Origin of the sequence: Aureibaculum algae (assembly GCF_006065315.1) — a bacterium.
In the GTDB taxonomy this organism is placed as follows: domain Bacteria; phylum Bacteroidota; class Bacteroidia; order Flavobacteriales; family Flavobacteriaceae; genus Aureibaculum; species Aureibaculum algae.
Map to the genome: position 1 here is coordinate 1074388 of NZ_CP040749.1, position 19383 is coordinate 1093770.

8 protein-coding genes are annotated in these 19383 nt (G+C 33.9%); 7 read left to right on the forward strand and 1 reads right to left on the reverse strand.

What is annotated here, in order from left to right:
* The first annotated feature begins 55 nt into the window (after window positions 1–55).
* The 6 genes from FF125_RS04190 (at window position 56) to FF125_RS04215 (ending at window position 12465) form a co-directional block, all read left to right on the forward strand.
* Window positions 56–3208, forward strand: coding sequence for a SusC/RagA family TonB-linked outer membrane protein (locus FF125_RS04190; protein ID WP_138948601.1), 3153 nt, complete (start codon window positions 56–58; stop codon window positions 3206–3208).
* A 9-nt stretch (window positions 3209–3217) separates the two neighbouring features.
* Window positions 3218–5017: a RagB/SusD family nutrient uptake outer membrane protein gene (locus FF125_RS04195; RefSeq protein ID WP_138948602.1), complete on the forward strand. Its 1800-nt coding sequence runs from the start codon at window positions 3218–3220 to the stop codon at window positions 5015–5017.
* A 40-nt stretch (window positions 5018–5057) separates the two neighbouring features.
* Complete coding sequence (locus FF125_RS04200; RefSeq protein WP_138948603.1) at window positions 5058–7907, forward strand: SusC/RagA family TonB-linked outer membrane protein; 2850 nt, start codon at window positions 5058–5060, stop codon at window positions 7905–7907.
* Window positions 7908–7929: 22 nt separating this feature from the next.
* A complete protein-coding gene (locus FF125_RS04205; protein WP_138948604.1) occupies window positions 7930–9657 on the forward strand; it encodes a RagB/SusD family nutrient uptake outer membrane protein in 1728 nt (575 codons plus the stop codon).
* 67 nt (window positions 9658–9724) lie between these two features.
* Window positions 9725–10747, forward strand: coding sequence for a DUF5627 domain-containing protein (locus FF125_RS04210; RefSeq protein ID WP_138948605.1), 1023 nt, complete (start codon window positions 9725–9727; stop codon window positions 10745–10747).
* A gap of 131 nt (window positions 10748–10878) precedes the next feature.
* Window positions 10879–12465 carry a carbohydrate binding domain-containing protein gene (locus tag FF125_RS04215; protein WP_138948606.1) on the forward strand — a complete coding sequence of 529 codons (1587 nt, stop codon included), beginning with the start codon at window positions 10879–10881 and terminating at the stop codon, window positions 12463–12465.
* A 445-nt stretch (window positions 12466–12910) separates the two neighbouring features.
* On the opposite strand, the gene FF125_RS04220 is transcribed toward FF125_RS04215, so the two are convergent.
* Window positions 12911–15274: a glycoside hydrolase family 3 N-terminal domain-containing protein gene (locus tag FF125_RS04220; RefSeq protein ID WP_138948607.1), complete on the reverse strand. Its 2364-nt coding sequence runs from the start codon at window positions 15272–15274 to the stop codon at window positions 12911–12913.
* 221 nt (window positions 15275–15495) lie between these two features.
* On the opposite strand from FF125_RS04220, the gene FF125_RS04225 reads away from it, so the two are divergent.
* Window positions 15496–19227 (forward strand): beta-galactosidase small subunit-related protein, encoded by a 3732-nt coding sequence (locus FF125_RS04225; RefSeq protein WP_138948608.1) that lies wholly within the window; start codon window positions 15496–15498, stop codon window positions 19225–19227.
* The last annotated feature ends 156 nt before the right edge of the window (window positions 19228–19383 follow it).

Consider the following 19383-nt stretch of genomic DNA (forward strand, 5'->3'; position numbering starts at 1 on the left):
TTAGCCTTTTGAACTCTAAGAACCAATTAAAAGAAGTATCAACCAGATTTTAGAGATGAAAAAACGAATTCCTTACACAAAACAGCCTAATTCTAGTTTTAAGTACGTTATCAATATAATACTGTTTGTATTGTTGATCTTTATTTCCCATTTGACCGTTTTAGCACAAACGGATTCTCAGGAAACTATTACGGTGCATGGCACTATAACCGAGGCGGAATTTGGTCCAGTAATCGGTGCTAATATTATTGAGCAAGGAACACTCAATGGAGTAATGTCTGATCTAGATGGTACATTCAACATAACGGTACCTAAAAATGCAAAATTAGAAGTAAGTTTTATAGGTTTTGGTACGCAAGTTATTAGTGTTAATGGTCGTACTGAAATAAATATTGTAATGGTAGCTGAAGCATCTGCTCTAGATGAGGTGGTTATCGTTGGATATGGTAAACAGAAAAAGGAAAGCGTGGTAGGGTCTATCGTACAGGTAACCGGAGATGTATTAATGCAATCTGGAGGTGTATCTACGGTAGGGCAGGCACTTACTGGGCGTTTGCCTGGTGTTGTAACTGTTTCTTCTTCAGGACGTCCTGGTGACGAGAATCCTGCTATATATATTCGTGGGCAAAGTACATGGAACGGTGGTGGACAACCATTAGTTCTCGTTGATGGTATAGAAAGGAGTATGACTGATGTAAATGCAAGTGATATTGAAAGCATGTCAATACTTAAAGATGCTTCTGCAACGGCAGTATTTGGTGTAAAAGGTGCTAATGGGGTTATTCTTATTACTACAAAACGTGGGAAGAAAGGAAAAGCAAGACTTTCTGTTTCTGCAACTTCCACAATAAAAGTACCTTCAAAATTACCTCAAAAATATGATTCTTATGATGGTATTATGGTAACCAATGAGGCTATAGAAAGAGTATTGCCGATTAGAGATGATTTATGGGGACAGTATACCCCTGTTGATATAGCCGATAGATATAGAAATCCTAGAAACGAAACAGATCGCTACATTTATCCTAATGTAGATTGGAATGATGTTACCCAAAAAGATTTTGCAATGGATCACAAAGTGAATCTTTCTGTAAGTGGAGGTACTGATGCTGTTAAATATTTTGGAGCACTTACTTATCAGCATGTTGGTGATATCTTTGACGGGTCTTCCTTTAACAACGGTAGAGATTACGAAGCAAATTTTAATTATGATCGTTTTAACTTTAGAAGTAATATAGATTTTGATGTTACCAAGAGTACGCGTTTATCTGTGAACCTTTCGGGTTATTATGGAGTGCAAAATGGTAATGATGCAGATAGCCAATTGCTTTATAGTAGTATCTATAATTTGGCACCAAGTTTATTTTATCCAATTTATCCTGATGGCACTTATGGACGAACGTTAGTCGAGAATTATGAGTTAGCGAATCCAGCAGTAATACTTTCTACTAAAGGAGCAACAAAAAATCACAGGGTTCAGGTAAATACGGATTTTATTCTTACACAAAAATTAGATTTTATTACAGAAGGCTTATCTTTTAGGGGCTCTTTATCTTATGATAATAATTTTAGAGGAGAAGGTGGTATTAAGGAGACCGACCCTACAGGAACTGATAATGTAATTTATAGAGTATATCTTTCAGATGGTACAGAACAAATAGTTTCTCCTTCAGGTACTAATCAGTTTGATTATGTGGTACAACCTTGGAACAGAGATGCTCTTCAAATTCAAGATTGGCAAACCAGTAGAAGACTTTTCTATCAGTTTTCATTAAATTATGACAAAACTTTTGCAGAAAAACATAATGTAGGCGTATTGGCATTGATGAATAGGGAAGAGTATGCTATTGGTGATATGTTACCAAGATATAGAGAAGACTGGGTAGGTCGGTTAGTTTATAATTATGATAATCGATATTTTATAGATTTAAATGGAGCATATAATGGTTCTGAAAAATATGGACCTGGTTATAAGTTTGACTTGTTTCCTTCAGCGGCCTTAGGTTGGATGATTAGTAATGAGTCTTTTATGGAAAACGTTTCGTGGTTAAATAAACTGAAAATACGTGGTTCGTATGGTGTTGTTGGTGATGATGCTGCAGGAAATAGATGGGCTTATTTATCTCAATGGTCTAGTGGAGGTAATGCTTATATGAATAACTCTAATGTTTGGGGGGTCCAATCACCTTATACGTATTATAAAGAAAGCGTTCTTGGGAATCCAGATTTACAATGGGAAACTTCTGAAAAGGCCAATATCGGATTTGAAATGGCCGTGTTAGAAAATAAGCTTTCCTTAGATGTAGACTTTTTTAAAGAAGATAGACATGATATTATCATTCCTGCAGATAACCGAAGTGTACCTAGTTTCTTTGGGTTTGACCCAGCCGATGTAAACCTTGGTGAAACAAGTGTAAAAGGATTGGAAATAGCATTAAATTTTAAACAACAAATAACTGATGATTGGGATGTGTCGGCTAATTTTGCCTATACAACAGCTAGAGACGAGGTGATATATAAAGAAGATCCAGAGCTTAAAGAAGCTTATCAAAAAGAGGAGGGATTTCCAATTGGGCAAAATAGTACTACAATACGTGGAGATATGATGCAATCGTGGGATGATGTTTACGGTTCTTCTCCTGTGGAAAATAATCAAGGAGCAGTACGGCCAGGGTCTTACGACTTGATTGATTATAACGGAGATGGTGTAATAAATGCCAACGATAATGTGCCTTATGGGTATCCTACTCGTCCTCAAAACACCTATAACTTAACTTTAGGAGCCGGATACAAGAATTTTACATTTATGATTCAATTTTATGGTGTTAGTAATACAACGAAACAATATCAAGACCGAACATTTGCAGTGCAAACGCCTTTGTTTTTTGATGATAAATCAGACTATTGGAGTGTGAGTAATCCTAATGGAACGGAAATTCTTCCTTCTTTTGGAGGGGCATCAGGAGCTACGGATCCATATAGAGATTGGTATGACGCTTCTTTTCTTAGACTACAGAACATGGAAATTGCATACACCTTTGGATCAAAAGATGGTAGTCAATACAGAATATTTTTAAGTGGTAATAATTTAGCATTTTGGTCTGATCTTCCTGATGATAGGGAAGAAAATGTAGGTAGTCAATCTGAGTTTAGAGGTAACTACCCTACGTTTAAAAGAATGAATTTAGGACTAACAATTAATTTTTAATAAAAGACAATGAGAAGTTTATACAAATTAATCGGTTTATTAAGTCTAATTGGAATGATGTATTCTTGCGAGGACTATTTAGATAAAACCATTGAAACAGATCTCACAGTAGAAGAAGTATTCAAAAATTTTGAAAATGCTCAAGGTTTTGTAGAAGAAATGTATGCCATGATTGTAGATTATTCTGCTCCATTCTGGTCGTATTACTCTTATTATGGAGAAGATTCTATAGGAGTTGAGACATGGATATTTGATTACTCCTCTGATGAAGGGAGATATTGGGATTGGCAAAATGATTTTAATTATTTTAGTGGAAATCCAAATACTAGTTCTGGTCTTCCATTTGAAAAAAGTGCCGTATGGCCAAGTAGTTGGGCTGGTATAAGAAAAGCTAATATTGTTATTGCTAGTGCAGATTCTTTGATGGTCGATGCAACGCAACAACAAAAAGATGCCATTTTGGGGCAGGCGTATTTTTTTAGAGGCTTTTTTCATCATGAAATCATGAAATTTTGGGGGCCTATGCCTTACATTGACCATGTATTAAAAGATGATTGGAAGCTACAAAGACCTACAGAATGGTCTGAGACAGCACTTAAAATTGACAAAGACTTTGATAAGGCCATTGCCTTATTACCAGAAGATTGGGATGATTCAGATTGGCAACCAGGTGTGAAAACCAATGGTCAAAATATGTTTAGATTAACAAAAGGTGCGGCTTTAGCTATAAAGGCTAAAAATTTATTATTCGCTGCGAGCCCTTTAATGCAAAATAGTAATGATACTTATGGGTACAATGTAGAACTGTGTAAACAAGCAGCGGACGCTTTTGCGAAAGTAATTGAAATTCCTCGCTATCAACTTGTTCCATGGGATAATTACGAATCTGTTTTTTATTCTACAGACGGAAAATATTCTTATAATTCAGAATACATTTTTGGACAATCTGGATTTGTAGGATGGTTTGGTGGTTATATGGGTGATGCTTGGCAATTGGGTGCAATTGGTAATTCTAATGCAATAAATTCTCCTACACACAACTATATTCATAATTATTTTGGAATGAAAGATGGATTGTCTTGTGATGAAAGTCCATTATTTGACCCTAATGATCCTTGGGCAAATAGAGACCCGCGTTTTTATAAATGGATAGTTGTAGATGGAGATCAATTAGTTGATAATTTAGGAGCAGCCACGGGTGCTGATGCAGTAAATAGATATGCGGAGTTTTACGATGGCGGTGCACACCGATACCCAGGGAAAAGCAATGGTACAAGAACAGGATATGTAGCAAAAAAATGGTACCCCAGATCTTTTAATAAATATGATAATCAAGGTTTGTTTGCCTGGAGAGTTCATGTAAGATTGACTGACGTGTATTTAATGTATGCCGAAGCAGCTGTTATGGGGTATGGAATTAATGGAAAACCGAGTGGATTTGATCTTTCTGCAGTTGATGCTATAAATAAAATTAGAGAACGGGCAATGCCTGATGGTAGCTTAAATGTGAGTGCAATAAACTTAACAAGCCCTAATGTATTTATGGAAGAAATTCGTCGTGAACGTGCTATGGAAATGTCATGGGAAAATCATAGATGGATGGACATTAGAAGATGGAAGCAGGGAACTAACATGAAATATAAACTAAAAACAGGATTACGTTTTGATCGAAATGCCTCAGGTAAACCAATTAATATGGTGGAGGAAGTTTTAAGAACTCGAGTTTTTGACGAAAAACATTACTGGTTACCCCTTCCTAAAAACGATACTGAATTGTATGAAGGGTTTCCTCAAAATCCTGGATGGTAACACTTAACTGTTTTCTGTATTTGATAATAACAACCAATTTATGATACACTTTATAAAACATAATAAATCACTCTTGTGCTTAGGAAGCTATTTACTATTTTCTTACGCATTAACTGGGCAAAATATCCAACAAACGCAAACAGATACCATTGCTATTGATAGCACTAAATTGGTTTCTAACTTTGATAGGGAGGTGAATTTAGGTTTCCAAACTGAAAAGAATGGTAACATAGTAGGTTCAGTATCTTCTATAAACCCAGATAAATTTTTGAAATTTGACAATACACAATGGGTAAGAGATGCTTTAAACGGTAGAATTACTGGACTTAAATACAGTAGTAATATCCGTGGTTTAGGTGATGCACTTATTGTTGTTGATGGTATTCCAGGAAGATCGATTGACTTGCTCAATATGGAAGAAATTCAAGAAATTACGGTATTAAAAGATGCTAGTGCGGCTGCGATGTATGGTTCTATGGCAAAAAATGGAGTAATCGTTGTTACAACAAAGCGAGGTTCCAATAAGAAAGAATTTAATGTTAGTGCCAGCTCTGGAATTAAGAACCCTGTGGCGATGCCTAAATATCTAGATTCAGGTGAATATATGAAATATTATAATGAGGCTCGTGCAAATGACGGGTTAAGTGCGACGTATTCAGATGACGAAATTGCAAATTTTAATAGTGGAGTAAATCCATATAGATATCCAAATATAGATTTATATTCAAACGATTATTTCAAATCTCAGTCATCGTTTACCAACGTTCTTGCCGATTTTTCTGGTGCGATGGAAGATACAAAATATTATATAAACGTTGGTTTTAAATCCGATCGTAGCCTACAAGATGTAAGTGAGAATGATAAAGGTACAACACGTTTTAATGTAAGGGGAAATATTGATTTTAGAATTAATAACTGGATTACAAGCAGTTTAGATGCTGTTGCGATTATTGAAAGAAATAAAAGTTCGTTGACTAACCTTTACAATGCAGGTCAAACGTTTAGACCCAATCTTTACGCACCGCTATTGCCTGTAAGTATGATAGATTTTACTGGTAATTCTACCTTAGAAGGCATTGTTGAAGCAGCCAATAAATATGATGGATATATTTTGGGAGGTAACCAATCATTTAGTGGAAATGTTCCATTGGCTAATATCATAGCAGGAGGAGAGCAAACGAATATGACACGAATTAGTCAAGTAAATAATTCTATAGATTTTGATCTTAGTTCCATTACAGAGGGCTTATCAGCGAAAACCTATTTAAGTTTTGATTTCTATAATAGCTATAACTTAACTGTAAAAAATCAGTTTGCTATTTATCAGCCCACTTGGAATGATGATAACAAAATAATTGATTTGGTAAATGTAGGGAGTGCCGACCGCAGAGGTCAAGAAGAAAAAGTGGAAACAAATTCATTTGTAATTAGATATGGTTTCTTTGGTTTGTTAAACTATGAAAAGAAAATTAAGGAAGATCATTTTATAAAAGCTTCTTTGGTAGGGTTCACAAATAACACGTATGTAAAGTCAGTAAAACAATCTGATAAAAACAGTAATGTAGCTTTAAGTTTAAATTATAGTTACAAGAATAAATTTCTACTCGATTTAAACGCATCTTATATTCATTCTGTTAAATTAGCTGAAGGTAATAGAGGTAAATTAGCACCAACAGTAGGCCTTGCTTACGTTTTATCAGAAGAACCTGCATTGAAGGATATATCATGGTTAAACTACCTTAAATTACGCACCTCTATGGGTACTATATATTCAGATTTGGGTATTCCAGGATACTTTTTATATGACGCTATATATCAACAAAACGGAGGTAGCTATTATTGGGGAGACAGATACGGTTCAACTTCTTCTAATGGTTATACAACAATTGAACGAGGTCAAAATAATAGTTTAGGAATGGAGAAAAGAATGGACTTTAACTTCGGTTTTGAAGGGCTTGTTTATGATAAATTCTCGATAGAAGCTAATTACTTTCGTTCAAGCTTAAAAGAGCAAGTAACAAGAGTATCAACATTATATCCGCAATATTATAATTCATTTCGACCCTATTCAAATTTTAACGAAGAACTACGTACAGGTTTTGAACTAGGGATTAGATATGCTGATAAATTTGGAGATTTAGGGTTAGATCTTGGTGCAAGAGTTCTATATACAGATTCTGAATTGACCAAAGTAGATGAAGTATATGAAGATGATTATCAATATAGAAATGGAACATCTATTGACGCCTATTGGGGGTTAGAATCTCTAGGGTTCTTTGGAGTTGATGATTTCAATGCAGACGGTTCTTTAAAGGACGGCGTTCCTGCCCAATTTGGTAATGTGCAAGCTGGAGACTTAAAATATAAGGACATAAATAATGATGGTGTTGTAAATGATCAAGATCAAGTTGTTATTGGTAGATGGGATGCCCCTTGGACTTTTGGAACAGACATTAAACTAAACTATAAGGCATTTACTTTGTTCGCACTTTTAACGGCTCAAGTAGGTAGTGACGCTCTTGTTTCAGACAGTTATTATCGTCCTCAAGCAGGTGATAAATATTCTGAAGTTGTTCGAGGAAGATGGACGGAAGCTACAGCTGCCACTGCCACTTTTCCACGATTATCTTCTATTGAAAACACCAATAACTTTGGCAAAACATCTAGTTTTTGGATGTATGACAACAGTAATTTTAAAATTGAACGTGTCCAGCTAACATATGATCTCCCTGAAACATGGGTGTCCAACCTTAATATGGAAGATTTTAGTGTGTATGCTAGTGGATCCAACCTTTTAATGGTTGCCAATAACAAGGAAATAAAACAATTAAGTCTTGGGTATGCTCCATCGTACCGTTATTACTCATTAGGACTTAGAGTAAAGTTTTAACTGAAAAAAATTAGATCTAGATATGAAAACTTTTATCAAATATACATTCCTTTCATTAATGCTTTTATCCGTCGTAGGATGTGATACTTTCGAACCTCTTGATGAAAATTTAGCTGGAGATGATAGACTAACTTCAGATCCAGCAATGGCCGAAGGGTTATTGTTAGATGCTTACGGAAGCATGTCAAATCAAGTGTTATTTAACGATTCGGCAACTGATGATGCTGTTAACAATTATTTAAGCGGATTTCGTAGAATGGCTACAGGAGAATGGAACGCACAAAACCCCTTTTCCAACAGATGGTCTCAATATGAAAAAGTGCTTTATGTAAATAAATTTCTTAGTATCATTGATGAGGTTGTTTGGAAAAGAGATGAAGAAACAAACAATCTTTTTAAACAACGTATGTATGGCGAGGCGATAGCTATGAGAGCCTTAAGACATTTTTGGATCCTACAAGAACATGCTGGGATGGGAACTTCTGGTGAACTTTTAGGTATACCTTACATTACGGAATTTTTAGATTATGATGCTGATTTTAATTTACCTAGACTTGGATTTGAAGAAACGGTAGATCGAATAAATGAAGATTTTAATGAAGCATTAGAATATTTACCAATGGATTGGGATGGAAACTTGTCCAATCAACCGTCCATTTATAATGGAACAGATGACGATAGATATCAGTTTGTTTTTGGTAAAAATCAAGACGGACGTATAAATGGTCGCATTATTAAGGCCTTTCAAGCAAAGTTGAATCTTTTGGCAGCCAGTCCAGCCTTTATGAACGGTTCTGGAGACTATTATCAAAAAACGGCCAACATTCTTGCTGACTTATTAAATGATAATGGAGGGATAACAGGTTTAGATCCGACAGGATATTACGATTTTTATGATTTTACTATAGGTACACGTAATTTTCCAGAAGTACTTTGGAGAGATAATGTTTCCCCTTCGTTTACATGGTTAGAAAAACAACATTATCCACCATCATTAAATGGAGAAGGTAAATTGAATCCGTCACAAAATTTAGTAGATGCTTTCCCAATGTTAGATGGAACTCCTTTTTCAACAACACATCCAGATTATGATGCTGCAAACCCCTTTGCAAATAGAGATCCAAGATTAAAAAAATATGTTTTATATAATGGAAACGATTTAAATAATAGAATAATTAAAACGGGTGCCGGTGGTGGTAATGATGAGATTGATAAAGTGCAGTTTCGATCTACACGATCTGGTTATTATCTTAAAAAGTTATTAGATCCTAAAGTAACTATTAGTAGTGATGGTAATGTTTCAGCCTCTGAAAAGATGAACGTTTTTTTAAGATATACAGATCTTTATTTGATGCTAGCAGAGTCAGCCAATGAGTTAGGCGGCCCAGACAATATGGTGGGCGGTATGTCTGCAAGAACAATAATTGAGGCCATTAGACAAAGAGCAGGTATCGGACTTGATTCTGGAGATAGCTATTTGGCAGGGATAAGTACAAAGGAAGATATGAGAAGTCTTATCCGCAATGAAAGAAGGTTAGAGCTTTGTTTTGAAGGGCATCGTCTATTTGATTTACGAAGATGGAATATGTTAGATGATATTCCAGATATTATAGGTTCTAAATATGATGGTAGCAGCTATAATGAATTTGTAGTTGAACCAAGATTATATTTAGAAAACGCTAATTATGCCCCAATACCTCAAAGTGAGTTAGTAAAATTTGATGCTTTGGAACAAAACATGGGATGGTAAGACAGCTTATCAATTAAATATAAAACCCATTGATCATTAAAATAAATAATTGTAAATTTTTCACTCGATGAATACAAGAAATATAATTTTATTAATAAGTGCACTCATCGCGATGTCGTGTAGTAATTCTGAACCAGAATTTGATGATTATGACTTTACGGCAACTTATTTTCCATACCAAACTCCCGCACGTACGCTCATATTGGGTAAGTATGATCAGGGTTTAAATGAAACTGACAATGACCATAATTTTGAAATTACCGCATTAATGACGGGAATAAGAGAAAATGGGAAAGAGCGAGGTATCTATTTTGAAATAGATAATAGTTTATTGGATAATGTGACGAATGTAAAAGCACTTCCAGCTGAATATTACACAATGGAAAGAATTAGCCCTGTTTTAATTTCTTCTGGTGATACCAAAGCTCGTATAAAAGTCCAGTTGCATGATGCCTTTTTTCAAGATACGCTATCTTTTGGTCCTGTAAATACTACGAATTACGTAATTCCACTAAGAATGACAAAGGCCGATAATATTGATAGTTTACTTACTGGAGTAAGTATTGTCAATAATCCGGATAGGTTAAACCCTGCGGATTGGGATATTTTACCAAAAGATTATACTCTTTTTGGTATTAAGTTTATGAATAAATTTCATGGAAAATATCTTAGAAGAGGTGAAGATTTGATTACTGCACCAGCGAACAGTGTGGGGAGAACATACCATGGGGAATATGTAGAAAACGACGAGGTAATCCTTGTTGAAACATCAGGTTTTAACAAAGTTAAGTTAGAAAATTTAATTGGCCGAGGTGAAGCATCTAGTCCAGGTAATGTGGTTATGGAGCTTACTTTTAATGACGATGGTACGTGTGCGGTCACTAGCTTTAAAGGTGATGAATATGGAATTACTGGATCTGGAAAATATGTTGAGGATGGCGATGAATGGGGAGGAAAAACAAGAGATGTAATTTATTTGGATTACTCATATGCTGATGCTGCAAATGCAGAAACACATGTAGTTAAGGATACGCTTGTAATTCGTGATAGAACAGCCATTTTTGAAGAGTTTGTGGTTGAACTTAAATAAAGATACAAGAACAAAAAATCATGAAATGAAATTGAATTTTATGCATTCTTAAATATCTAAAAATGTTATTTTCAAACATTAAAGTAATGGAATGTTTACATAATTTTTGACCATTAAAAAATTTCAAATAGATGAAACAAACAACAAATAATTCACGCTTCAAATTTGCATCGTTACTTTTTACACTGGTATTTGTAGCTTTTTTGAGTTCTTGTGATAACGACGACGAACCTTTATCTAATTTAAGTAGAGTTTCTATGAAGACACTGCCACAAGTAAATTATGTACTTGGAAGTGAACTCAATTTGTCTGATATGGTTATAACATTAGACAAGGGTGGTGAAAAAATCGATATACCTTTTGATTCTTTTGAACAAGAAGGTATTATTACAGAACCTGAAAATGGTAAAGTTTTAGAATTCTCTGACAAATCTGTCACAATAAAACTAGGTACTTCAGGTAAAGGTTTAATACAGACCATTAGTGTTACTAACGATGTTACGGCAATAGAAATCAAAAACGAACCTAAAAAAGAATATGTCAGCGGTCAAAAGTTAGATTTAACGGATATGATAGTGACCATGGTTTATGAAAATGGAGATAGAAAAGATTTTGATTATACTGAAATAAAAGATGAAATTGAAACAATACCTGAGAACGAAACGGTACTCAGTAGAGATAATAAAGAATTATTGGTTACTTATGTTCTCACAGATGTAACGGTAGAACAAGAAATAAATGTAAAACCGTTTGCTCCATTAAAAGGTGTGCTTGTTACTGCACCTTTAAAAAGTGAGTATGGTGTAGGAGAGCGATTAGATCTTGCTGGCACGCTTATTCGAGTAACACTGCTTGATAATAGTGAAGTAGAGGTTGGTTATGAAGAATTTGAAAATTTTAAACTTACAACCGATCCCACAAATGATGAACTATTAAAAGCTAATATAACTGATGTTAAGGTTTTACATATAACAGGAGAAGTAGTAAAAATTCCTATTACGGTAATTCCATTGGATGTAGTTGGAATGGAGATTGAAACCAATCCTGAAAAATTAGTCTATCAAGATGGTGAAACAATAGATTTAGATGGGCTTAATGTTAAATTATCTATAAGTGGTAGTGATGATTTAATTGTTTCATTTGATCAATTTGAAGTTTATGGCATCTCAACGAATCCAGCAAATGGGGATGTTTATAGTAGTGGAACTTCTGAAATTGTAATTTCATATCCAGGTTTGGCAGATACAATTTCTATTCCTCTTGGTTCAGAAATATTATATGAATCTGATTTCTCTAGTGGCTTTGACGGATGGGTTTTGAACCAGAATGGAGGAGGATCTGCAAATGTGTATGAAGAGAACAGAACGATAGTCATAAAAGATATCGTTCCAGGTGCAAATTATTGGGATGTTCAATTTTACAAGCCCAATTTAATGCTCGTTAATGGTGGTAAATATAAACTAACAGTAGTGCTAAAAGCATATCAATCACAAGGAGACTTCTCATTCACACTTTCTGTGGGAGATGGAGATGGTAGAGATGGATATCAACCCTATGATGGTGGTGGCTCAATATTTCTTGTCGACTCAGAATATAGTACTTATGAGAAAACTTTTACGATGACAAAATCAGATACGCCAATGGCGAGAATACTATTAGACATCGGAAATCAAACCAATGGTATTATCATACAGTCTGTAAAATTTGAAAAGATTTAAAAAATATTGAATCTATTTAATTCAATTGTATAGTGTAAGAGTTAAATTACTCTTTAAGATAATGTCACTGTGTAAAAGCGGACTATGTTTAAAGCTTGTTAGTAATTAGTATTAAGTTAATGCTGAAATGGTGATAGGGGAATTGTCTATTATTTATCCCTTTTAGCTTAACTTAATACTTGTATTAAGTTGGTTTGATTTCTTTATTGAGCTTTTAAAAAAGGTATTCTTTAAGAAATGAAAAAGAACTTAATTTTTAATGAAATCATCCACTTCCATATAGACATTATCGTTCATTAAATAAATTTAAATATTTTATACGATTGTTATATCGTAAACACCTTGTCTATTTTATAAAATAGACAAGGTGTTTTTTTATTGTTTAATGAATTATTGAATAATAAAGTGTGGCTTTAGCAATATAAATACGAGTTGCAAATGATAATTACTTAATAGTAATCGTTTTTTGAAGTCTTATGTCGTCAGAAGAACTACCTACCATTATATCAAATTCACCTGGTTCAATAATATAATTCATATCCTTATCATATAAACCAAATTCGCTCATAGGAATAGAAAAACTGATCGTTTTAAGCTCTGATGGATTTAAAGTTACTTTTTTGAACTCTTTCAGCACTTTTACAGGTGTAGTAACTGAGCTCACTTTATCGTTAAAATAGACCTGAATAACTTCTTTTCCAGATACTTTTCCTGTGTTCTTTATGTTTAAAGAAAGTACTATCATTCCATTCATATCAACACTAGTATCTTCAACTTTTAAATCGGAATACTCAAAATCTGTATAACTTAATCCGTGACCAAAAGGAAATAAAGGGTCAGGCGATGAAAAAACATAATCTCTACCTGGTTTTTCTAAACTACCGGGATTTCTGTAAAAACCTCTCCCTGATGGTTTGTAATTATAAAAAACAGGAACATGTCCCACGCTTTTAGGAACACTCACTGTTAGTTTTCCAGAAGGATTTACATCTCCAAACAGAACACTAGCAACAGCATTACCACCTTGTTCACCAGGATACCAAGCTTCTACAATTGCAGGAAGATGTTCTTTTTCCCATGCAATAGAATACGCTCTCCCATGTACCATTACCAATACAATGGGTTTACCTGTTTTATATATCGCTTGTATTAATTCTGGTTGTACTCCTGGAGGTGTTAATGTAGTTCTATCAAAACCTTCACCACTTGTCGGGTAATCACCTGGAATGTCTTTTCCCCATCCTATACCAGACAGCACACTACTTGTACCACCAATAACTAAGACTACAACATCACTATTCTGAGCGACTTCCACTGCCGCTTGAATTTTACTTTGATCATTCCCCGTAATATTACATCCTTTTGCATAATTAACCGTAAACTTATTATCAGCATATTTCTTTATTCCATCCAAAATAGTTACACCAGATTCATTATCTTTTGTATAGGAGTAATCGCCATATTGTACTTGATCTGCATTGGGACCAATAACCCCAATTGATTTTATTTTTGAAATGTCTAACGGTAATACATTATTCTCATTCTTTAGTAAAACAATCGATTCTTCCGCAATTGCTAGTGCAAGATTAACCGCCTCATCTGTATGAATTAAACTTGAAACTTTCTTAGGAGCCTTATATGCATTATCAAATAAGCCGGCTTTAAATTTGGCAGTTAATATATTTTTTACGGCGTTATCAATTAATGCAACATCAACCTTACCAGACTTTACTAAGTTGTTCAATTCAGAATACGCAAAACTTTTGGGAGCTTCTAAATCAATTCCTGATTCCAATGCAACAACAGCCGTTTCAGCAGCATCTTTGGTAACTTTTTGAAAATAGTTAAGCATTGCAATGGCTTCATAATCTGAAAAAACATAACCTTTAAATCCAAGTTCATCTCTAAGAACATCTTTCATTAAATATTTATTGGAATGCATCGGAATACCATTTACATCATTATAAGCTGGCATAACGGAATAAATATTTGCTTCTTGAATTACCTTTTTAAAAGGATACATATGTAAATTTCTTAAATCTCTTGGGCCCAATTCATTTGGACCTAGATTAATACCAGCAAAAGGAGTGCTGTAGGCTACGTAATGCTTTGCTGTAGCCATTAATTTATTCGCTGGTATACCTTTTTTAGTAATTTCAGGATCACCTTGCATTCCAATAACAAAAGCTTTCCCCATTTCTGCGACAAGAAAAGGATCTTCTCCAAATGATTCTTCCGCTCTACCAAATCTAGGATCTCTAGCTAAATCAAATATTGGAGACAATGCTTGGTCAACACCAGAAAGACTTGCTTCTTCGGCAATAGTGGCTCCCATTTTTTTAATTAAATCAGGATTCCATGTGCTACCTTGACCTATGGTTTGAGGAAAAATAGTAGCTCCGAAAGCCAATTGACCATGTAAACATTCAGCAATCTGAATAGCAGGAATACCCAGTCTAGTATGCTTACGTAAATATGTATCTGCAGCTTCAGAAAGTTGCGATATTTCGTCAACACCTATAAAAGGGCTTTCTAAGGTTCCAATGCTTCTCCCTTGAAATAGAGAGTCTAAAGATTGCTTACTAATCTTTCCTTTTTTATTAACCTTTAAATCGCTAAGGCTTAGCATATTCATTTGAGAAATTTTTTCCTCTAATGTCATTCTATCTAATAGATCATTTACACGAACTTCTATTGATAAGTTACTATCTTTATACGGAAGATTTTTATTGTTTACTTTTTGTGCAAAACTAGTTGCTATAATTAAAAAAAAGCTTACTACTGCTACTAGTGGTTTCTTAATTTTCATAAGTTTTTTGTTTTATGTATTGCGTCTTTATGTAATAATCCAAATTTGATTTTTTTTATCTAAAATATATAAAGTGTACAAAATACACTATATTTGGTAAATATATGAAAATGAAAACATTTTTCTTAAAAATTATTAATAAATTCACCTCATTTTAATGGATATTAATTTTGATTTTTCAACAATTGAACTGAATAGTTAAAATTATAAAAATACAGAATATGAATAAATTATATAGAAACTCTTTCTTTGTTTTTTGCTTTATTATACTAAGCAATTTTTCTTTTTCACAAGCTAAAAATGATTGGGAAAATCCAGAAGTATTTCAACGTAATCAAATGTTGCCACATACTAATTTAATGCCTTTTAATACAATTAAAGAGGCAATTAGCTTGGAAAAGAAAGCATCACCAAATTTTATGAGTCTTAATGGTATTTGGAAATTTAACTTTTCAGAAAACTTAGAACAAGCACCAGCTGATTTTTATAAAAATAGTTTTAATCGAAAAAAATGGGATAATATTAAGGTGCCTTCAAACTGGGAAATGGAAGGGTTTGGATATCCAATGTTTAGAAATATTGGGCAACCTTATGCATCTACACCACCATTAGTGCCTAAAGAGTTCAATCCAATCGGATCTTATTATAGAACTTTTACGTTACCTAAAAACGGGAACGATAAACAGCATTTTCTGCATTTTGAAGGTGTACAGTCGGCCTCATATGTTTGGGTCAATGGACATGAGGTAGGTTACAATCAAGGAGCTATGGAACCCGCTGAATACGATATTACACCTTATTTGAAAAAAGGTAAAAATAGTATCGCAGTTAAAGTACTTCATTATAGTGATGGTTCGTATTTAGAAGATCAAGATACATGGCGTCTTGCGGGTATTTTTAGAGATGTATATATAATGTCAACACCAAAAACGCATCTAAACGATTTTTATGTGACCACAGATTTAGATGAAAATTATAAAGATGCAACCTTAAATATAGAAGCGTTTGTGACTAATTTTAATGAAGAAAACTCAGAAGGGTATTCCATTCAAGCACGTTTGTTTGATGATAAAAAGAAGCAAATTTTATCAAAAACTCTAGACGTTGCGTTAGCAAAATATTCGGGTTCTTATATTATTGAAAACCCAAAAAAATGGTCGGCAGAACATCCTAATTTATATACATTGACCTTAGAGTTACTGGATAGAAACAATACAATTATTGAGGTTTTTAGTCATAAAACTGGCTTTAGAGAAGTTGAAGTAAAAAATAAAGCCATTTATGTTAATGGTATGCCTGTAAAACTGAATGCAGTAAATAGTCATATGATGCATCCAAAAACGGGTCATGCTATGGATGTTGAAACCATGCGTAAGGATTTAACGTTGATGAAACAATTTAACGTTAATTGTGTTCGTACGAGTCACTATCCACCCAATGTGGAGTATCTTGATTTAGCAGATGAATTGGGTATCTATATCATAGATGAAACCGGTGATGAAGCTCACAGTAACATTTATTTATCCAGTCAACCTGAATGGAAAGAGCAATATTTGGATCGCATGCGTAAAATGGTGTATAGAGATAGAAACCATGCTTCTATTATTATTTGGAGTGCAGGAAATGAAAGTGGTCCGGGTGATAATATTTGTGCTTTAATCGCAGAAGGAAAGAAAATAGATCCAAGTCGTCCTGCATGGATGTATGGTGGAAATAGTGATGAAGATCCAAAAACAAATCCAATAAAATGTGAAGATATTGTTGGACCCAGATACGTAACGCCATTTATGTTAGAGAAGCGTTTTGCATTAGGAGATGATGACAGACCTTCATTTATGGATGAATATTTGTCTGTAGCAGGAAATGCTCTTGGTGGATTAGATGAGTATTGGGATCTTATTTACAAATATCCACGGCTAACGGGTGGGGCAATTTGGGATTGGGTGAGTCCTGGTATTGATACACAATGGAGAACTACACCAGATGCCTCTCCAAATAACGTGATGGCATCTTTAATGAACAAAGCTCTTTTAACAGAAGGTAAGTTTGGTAAAGCCCTCTATTTGAGTGGCCATGATGATTGGTTAGAGGTGTATAGAGATACCGCCTTAGATATTTCTGATGATAAACTTACGTTATCATTTTGGGTTAAACCAGAAAAATATAATGGAGATACCTATTTTATAACCAAAGGAAATTATCAATATGGAATCGTACAATCGAGTGATACAAAACTTCAATTCTATGTGCATACTGGTGAAAAAGTTTTTGTAGAAGCTGATCTTCCTCAAAATTGGGTAGGTAATTGGCATCAAGTATCCGGTATTTATGATGGAGAAAAAATAGTGCTTTATATAAATGGTGAATTAGTGGCTTCTGAAAGTTGTACTGGAAATATCATCAATGGTCCCTATCCTGTAAATGTGGGGAAAACGGCTGATATTATTGATAATCATTTAGGATATTTAACCCATACAACAATTGATAACATTAGAATTTTTAATCATGTTGTTTCAATTGAAGCCTTAGAAACTAATAATGAAGAATGGAAAAAGTTGGCAGCTCTTTGGCTCGATTTTGAATCAGAGAATAATGTATCTCACTATTACAGTATCGGATTGCCAGGACGAACTTATGGATTGGTTTGGCCAGATAGAAGTATACAACCTGAATTATGGCAATTAAAAAAATCGCCACAACCAGTAGATGTGAAGGTATTAAATTTAGCAGCAGGTGAGGTTGAAATTTTTAACCGTCATACTTTTACTAATTTAAATATGTTAAAAGCCAATTGGTCTTTAACAGCTAATGGAGAAAAAATAGAAACAGGTACGCTTAAAATTGAGCTAGCCCCTTTAAAAAAAGAGCATGTTACAATTCCTTATAAAACCAAAAATTTTAAAGAAGCTACACATTATGTGTTGGAGTTAAGTTTTACACTTACTGAAGATACAAATTGGGCAAAAAAAGGACATGAAGTAGCTTGGGAGCAATTTGAGTTTCCATTCATTGAAAAGAGAAGTGAAATGTCAAGCACTGATGGGGTAACTATTAATGAGAATGCCAGTACTATTTTATTTAAGGGTGCCGACTTTACCTATACATTTAATAAAGAAAAAGGTTTACTCACTTCGTTAATTTATAAAGAGAAAGAGTATCTAAAACAAGGTCCAAAATTCAATATTTGGAGAGCTCCAGTAGCCAATGAATTGGATGCTTGGGGAACTTTTTTCACCTCAATAGGACATCAACAGAAGGGTATGGCAGTGAACATGTCTAATGGATGGTATGCGTTAGGTTTAGATAATTTGGAGCATGAAGTGGTATCAATGGAAATTATCAAAAATGAACAAGAGGTAGGCTTAAAAATAATTACACTTGATTCAAGCAATAAAGATGCGACTGGTTTTTATAATGAATTTAATTATTCTATTTCTAAGGATGGGGAAATAACATTGAAAACAAAATCATCACCAGCAGGAGAGTTTACACATTGGATTCCGAAAATGGGATTGCAATTGCAATTACCAGATACGTTCCAAAATGTAAAGTGGTATGGCAGAGGTCCATATGAAACATATCCTGATAGAAAAACGGGAGCAAAATTTGGACAATACGAGACTACTGTAAAAGATGATTATGTACCGTATATCATTCCTCAAGACTACGGTAACAAAACAGATGTGTATTGGACATCAATTAGTGATAACAATGGCAGTGGATTACTCATTAAAGGAGATCAAACTTTTAATACTAGTGCTCAAATGTTTGATACTGATAATATGACAAGGGCGTATTACCAACGTCAATTAAAAGATGTTGATTATGTAACCTTAAATTTAGATCATAAAGTATCAGGGGTTGGTGGAACTGCTATTTCTATATTAAACAAATATAGAGTGCTTCCTAAAGAATATGAATTTACGTTTTACATTAAACCGTTTAAAAATTAAAGGTAGTCGTATTCCTAATTGGTTTTCTTAGTGAATGATAAAAGACATTTTTTATCAGAGAAAAAAGGTTACGCTTTTGTTGTAATCATAAGGTGTTGGTAAAATTATTTCGGTATTCAACTGACTAGTTGATTATTATATTCAAGTTTTTATTTA

What these genes read in the sequence shown, in the direction of transcription:
- FF125_RS04190 (WP_138948601.1), top strand. Translation starts at nt 56, where the DNA reads ATGAAAAAACGAATTCCTTACACAAAACAGCCTAATTCTAGTTTTAAG.
- FF125_RS04195 (WP_138948602.1), top strand. Translation starts at nt 3,218, where the DNA reads ATGAGAAGTTTATACAAATTAATCGGTTTATTAAGTCTAATTGGAATG.
- FF125_RS04205 (WP_138948604.1), top strand. Translation starts at nt 7,930, where the DNA reads ATGAAAACTTTTATCAAATATACATTCCTTTCATTAATGCTTTTATCC.
- FF125_RS04210 (WP_138948605.1), top strand. Translation starts at nt 9,725, where the DNA reads ATGAATACAAGAAATATAATTTTATTAATAAGTGCACTCATCGCGATG.
- FF125_RS04215 (WP_138948606.1), top strand. Translation starts at nt 10,879, where the DNA reads ATGAAACAAACAACAAATAATTCACGCTTCAAATTTGCATCGTTACTT.
- FF125_RS04225 (WP_138948608.1), top strand. Translation starts at nt 15,496, where the DNA reads ATGAATAAATTATATAGAAACTCTTTCTTTGTTTTTTGCTTTATTATA.
- FF125_RS04220 (WP_138948607.1), bottom strand. Translation starts at nt 15,274, where the DNA reads ATGAAAATTAAGAAACCACTAGTAGCAGTAGTAAGCTTTTTTTTAATT.
- FF125_RS04200 (WP_138948603.1), top strand. Translation starts at nt 5,058, where the DNA reads ATGATACACTTTATAAAACATAATAAATCACTCTTGTGCTTAGGAAGC.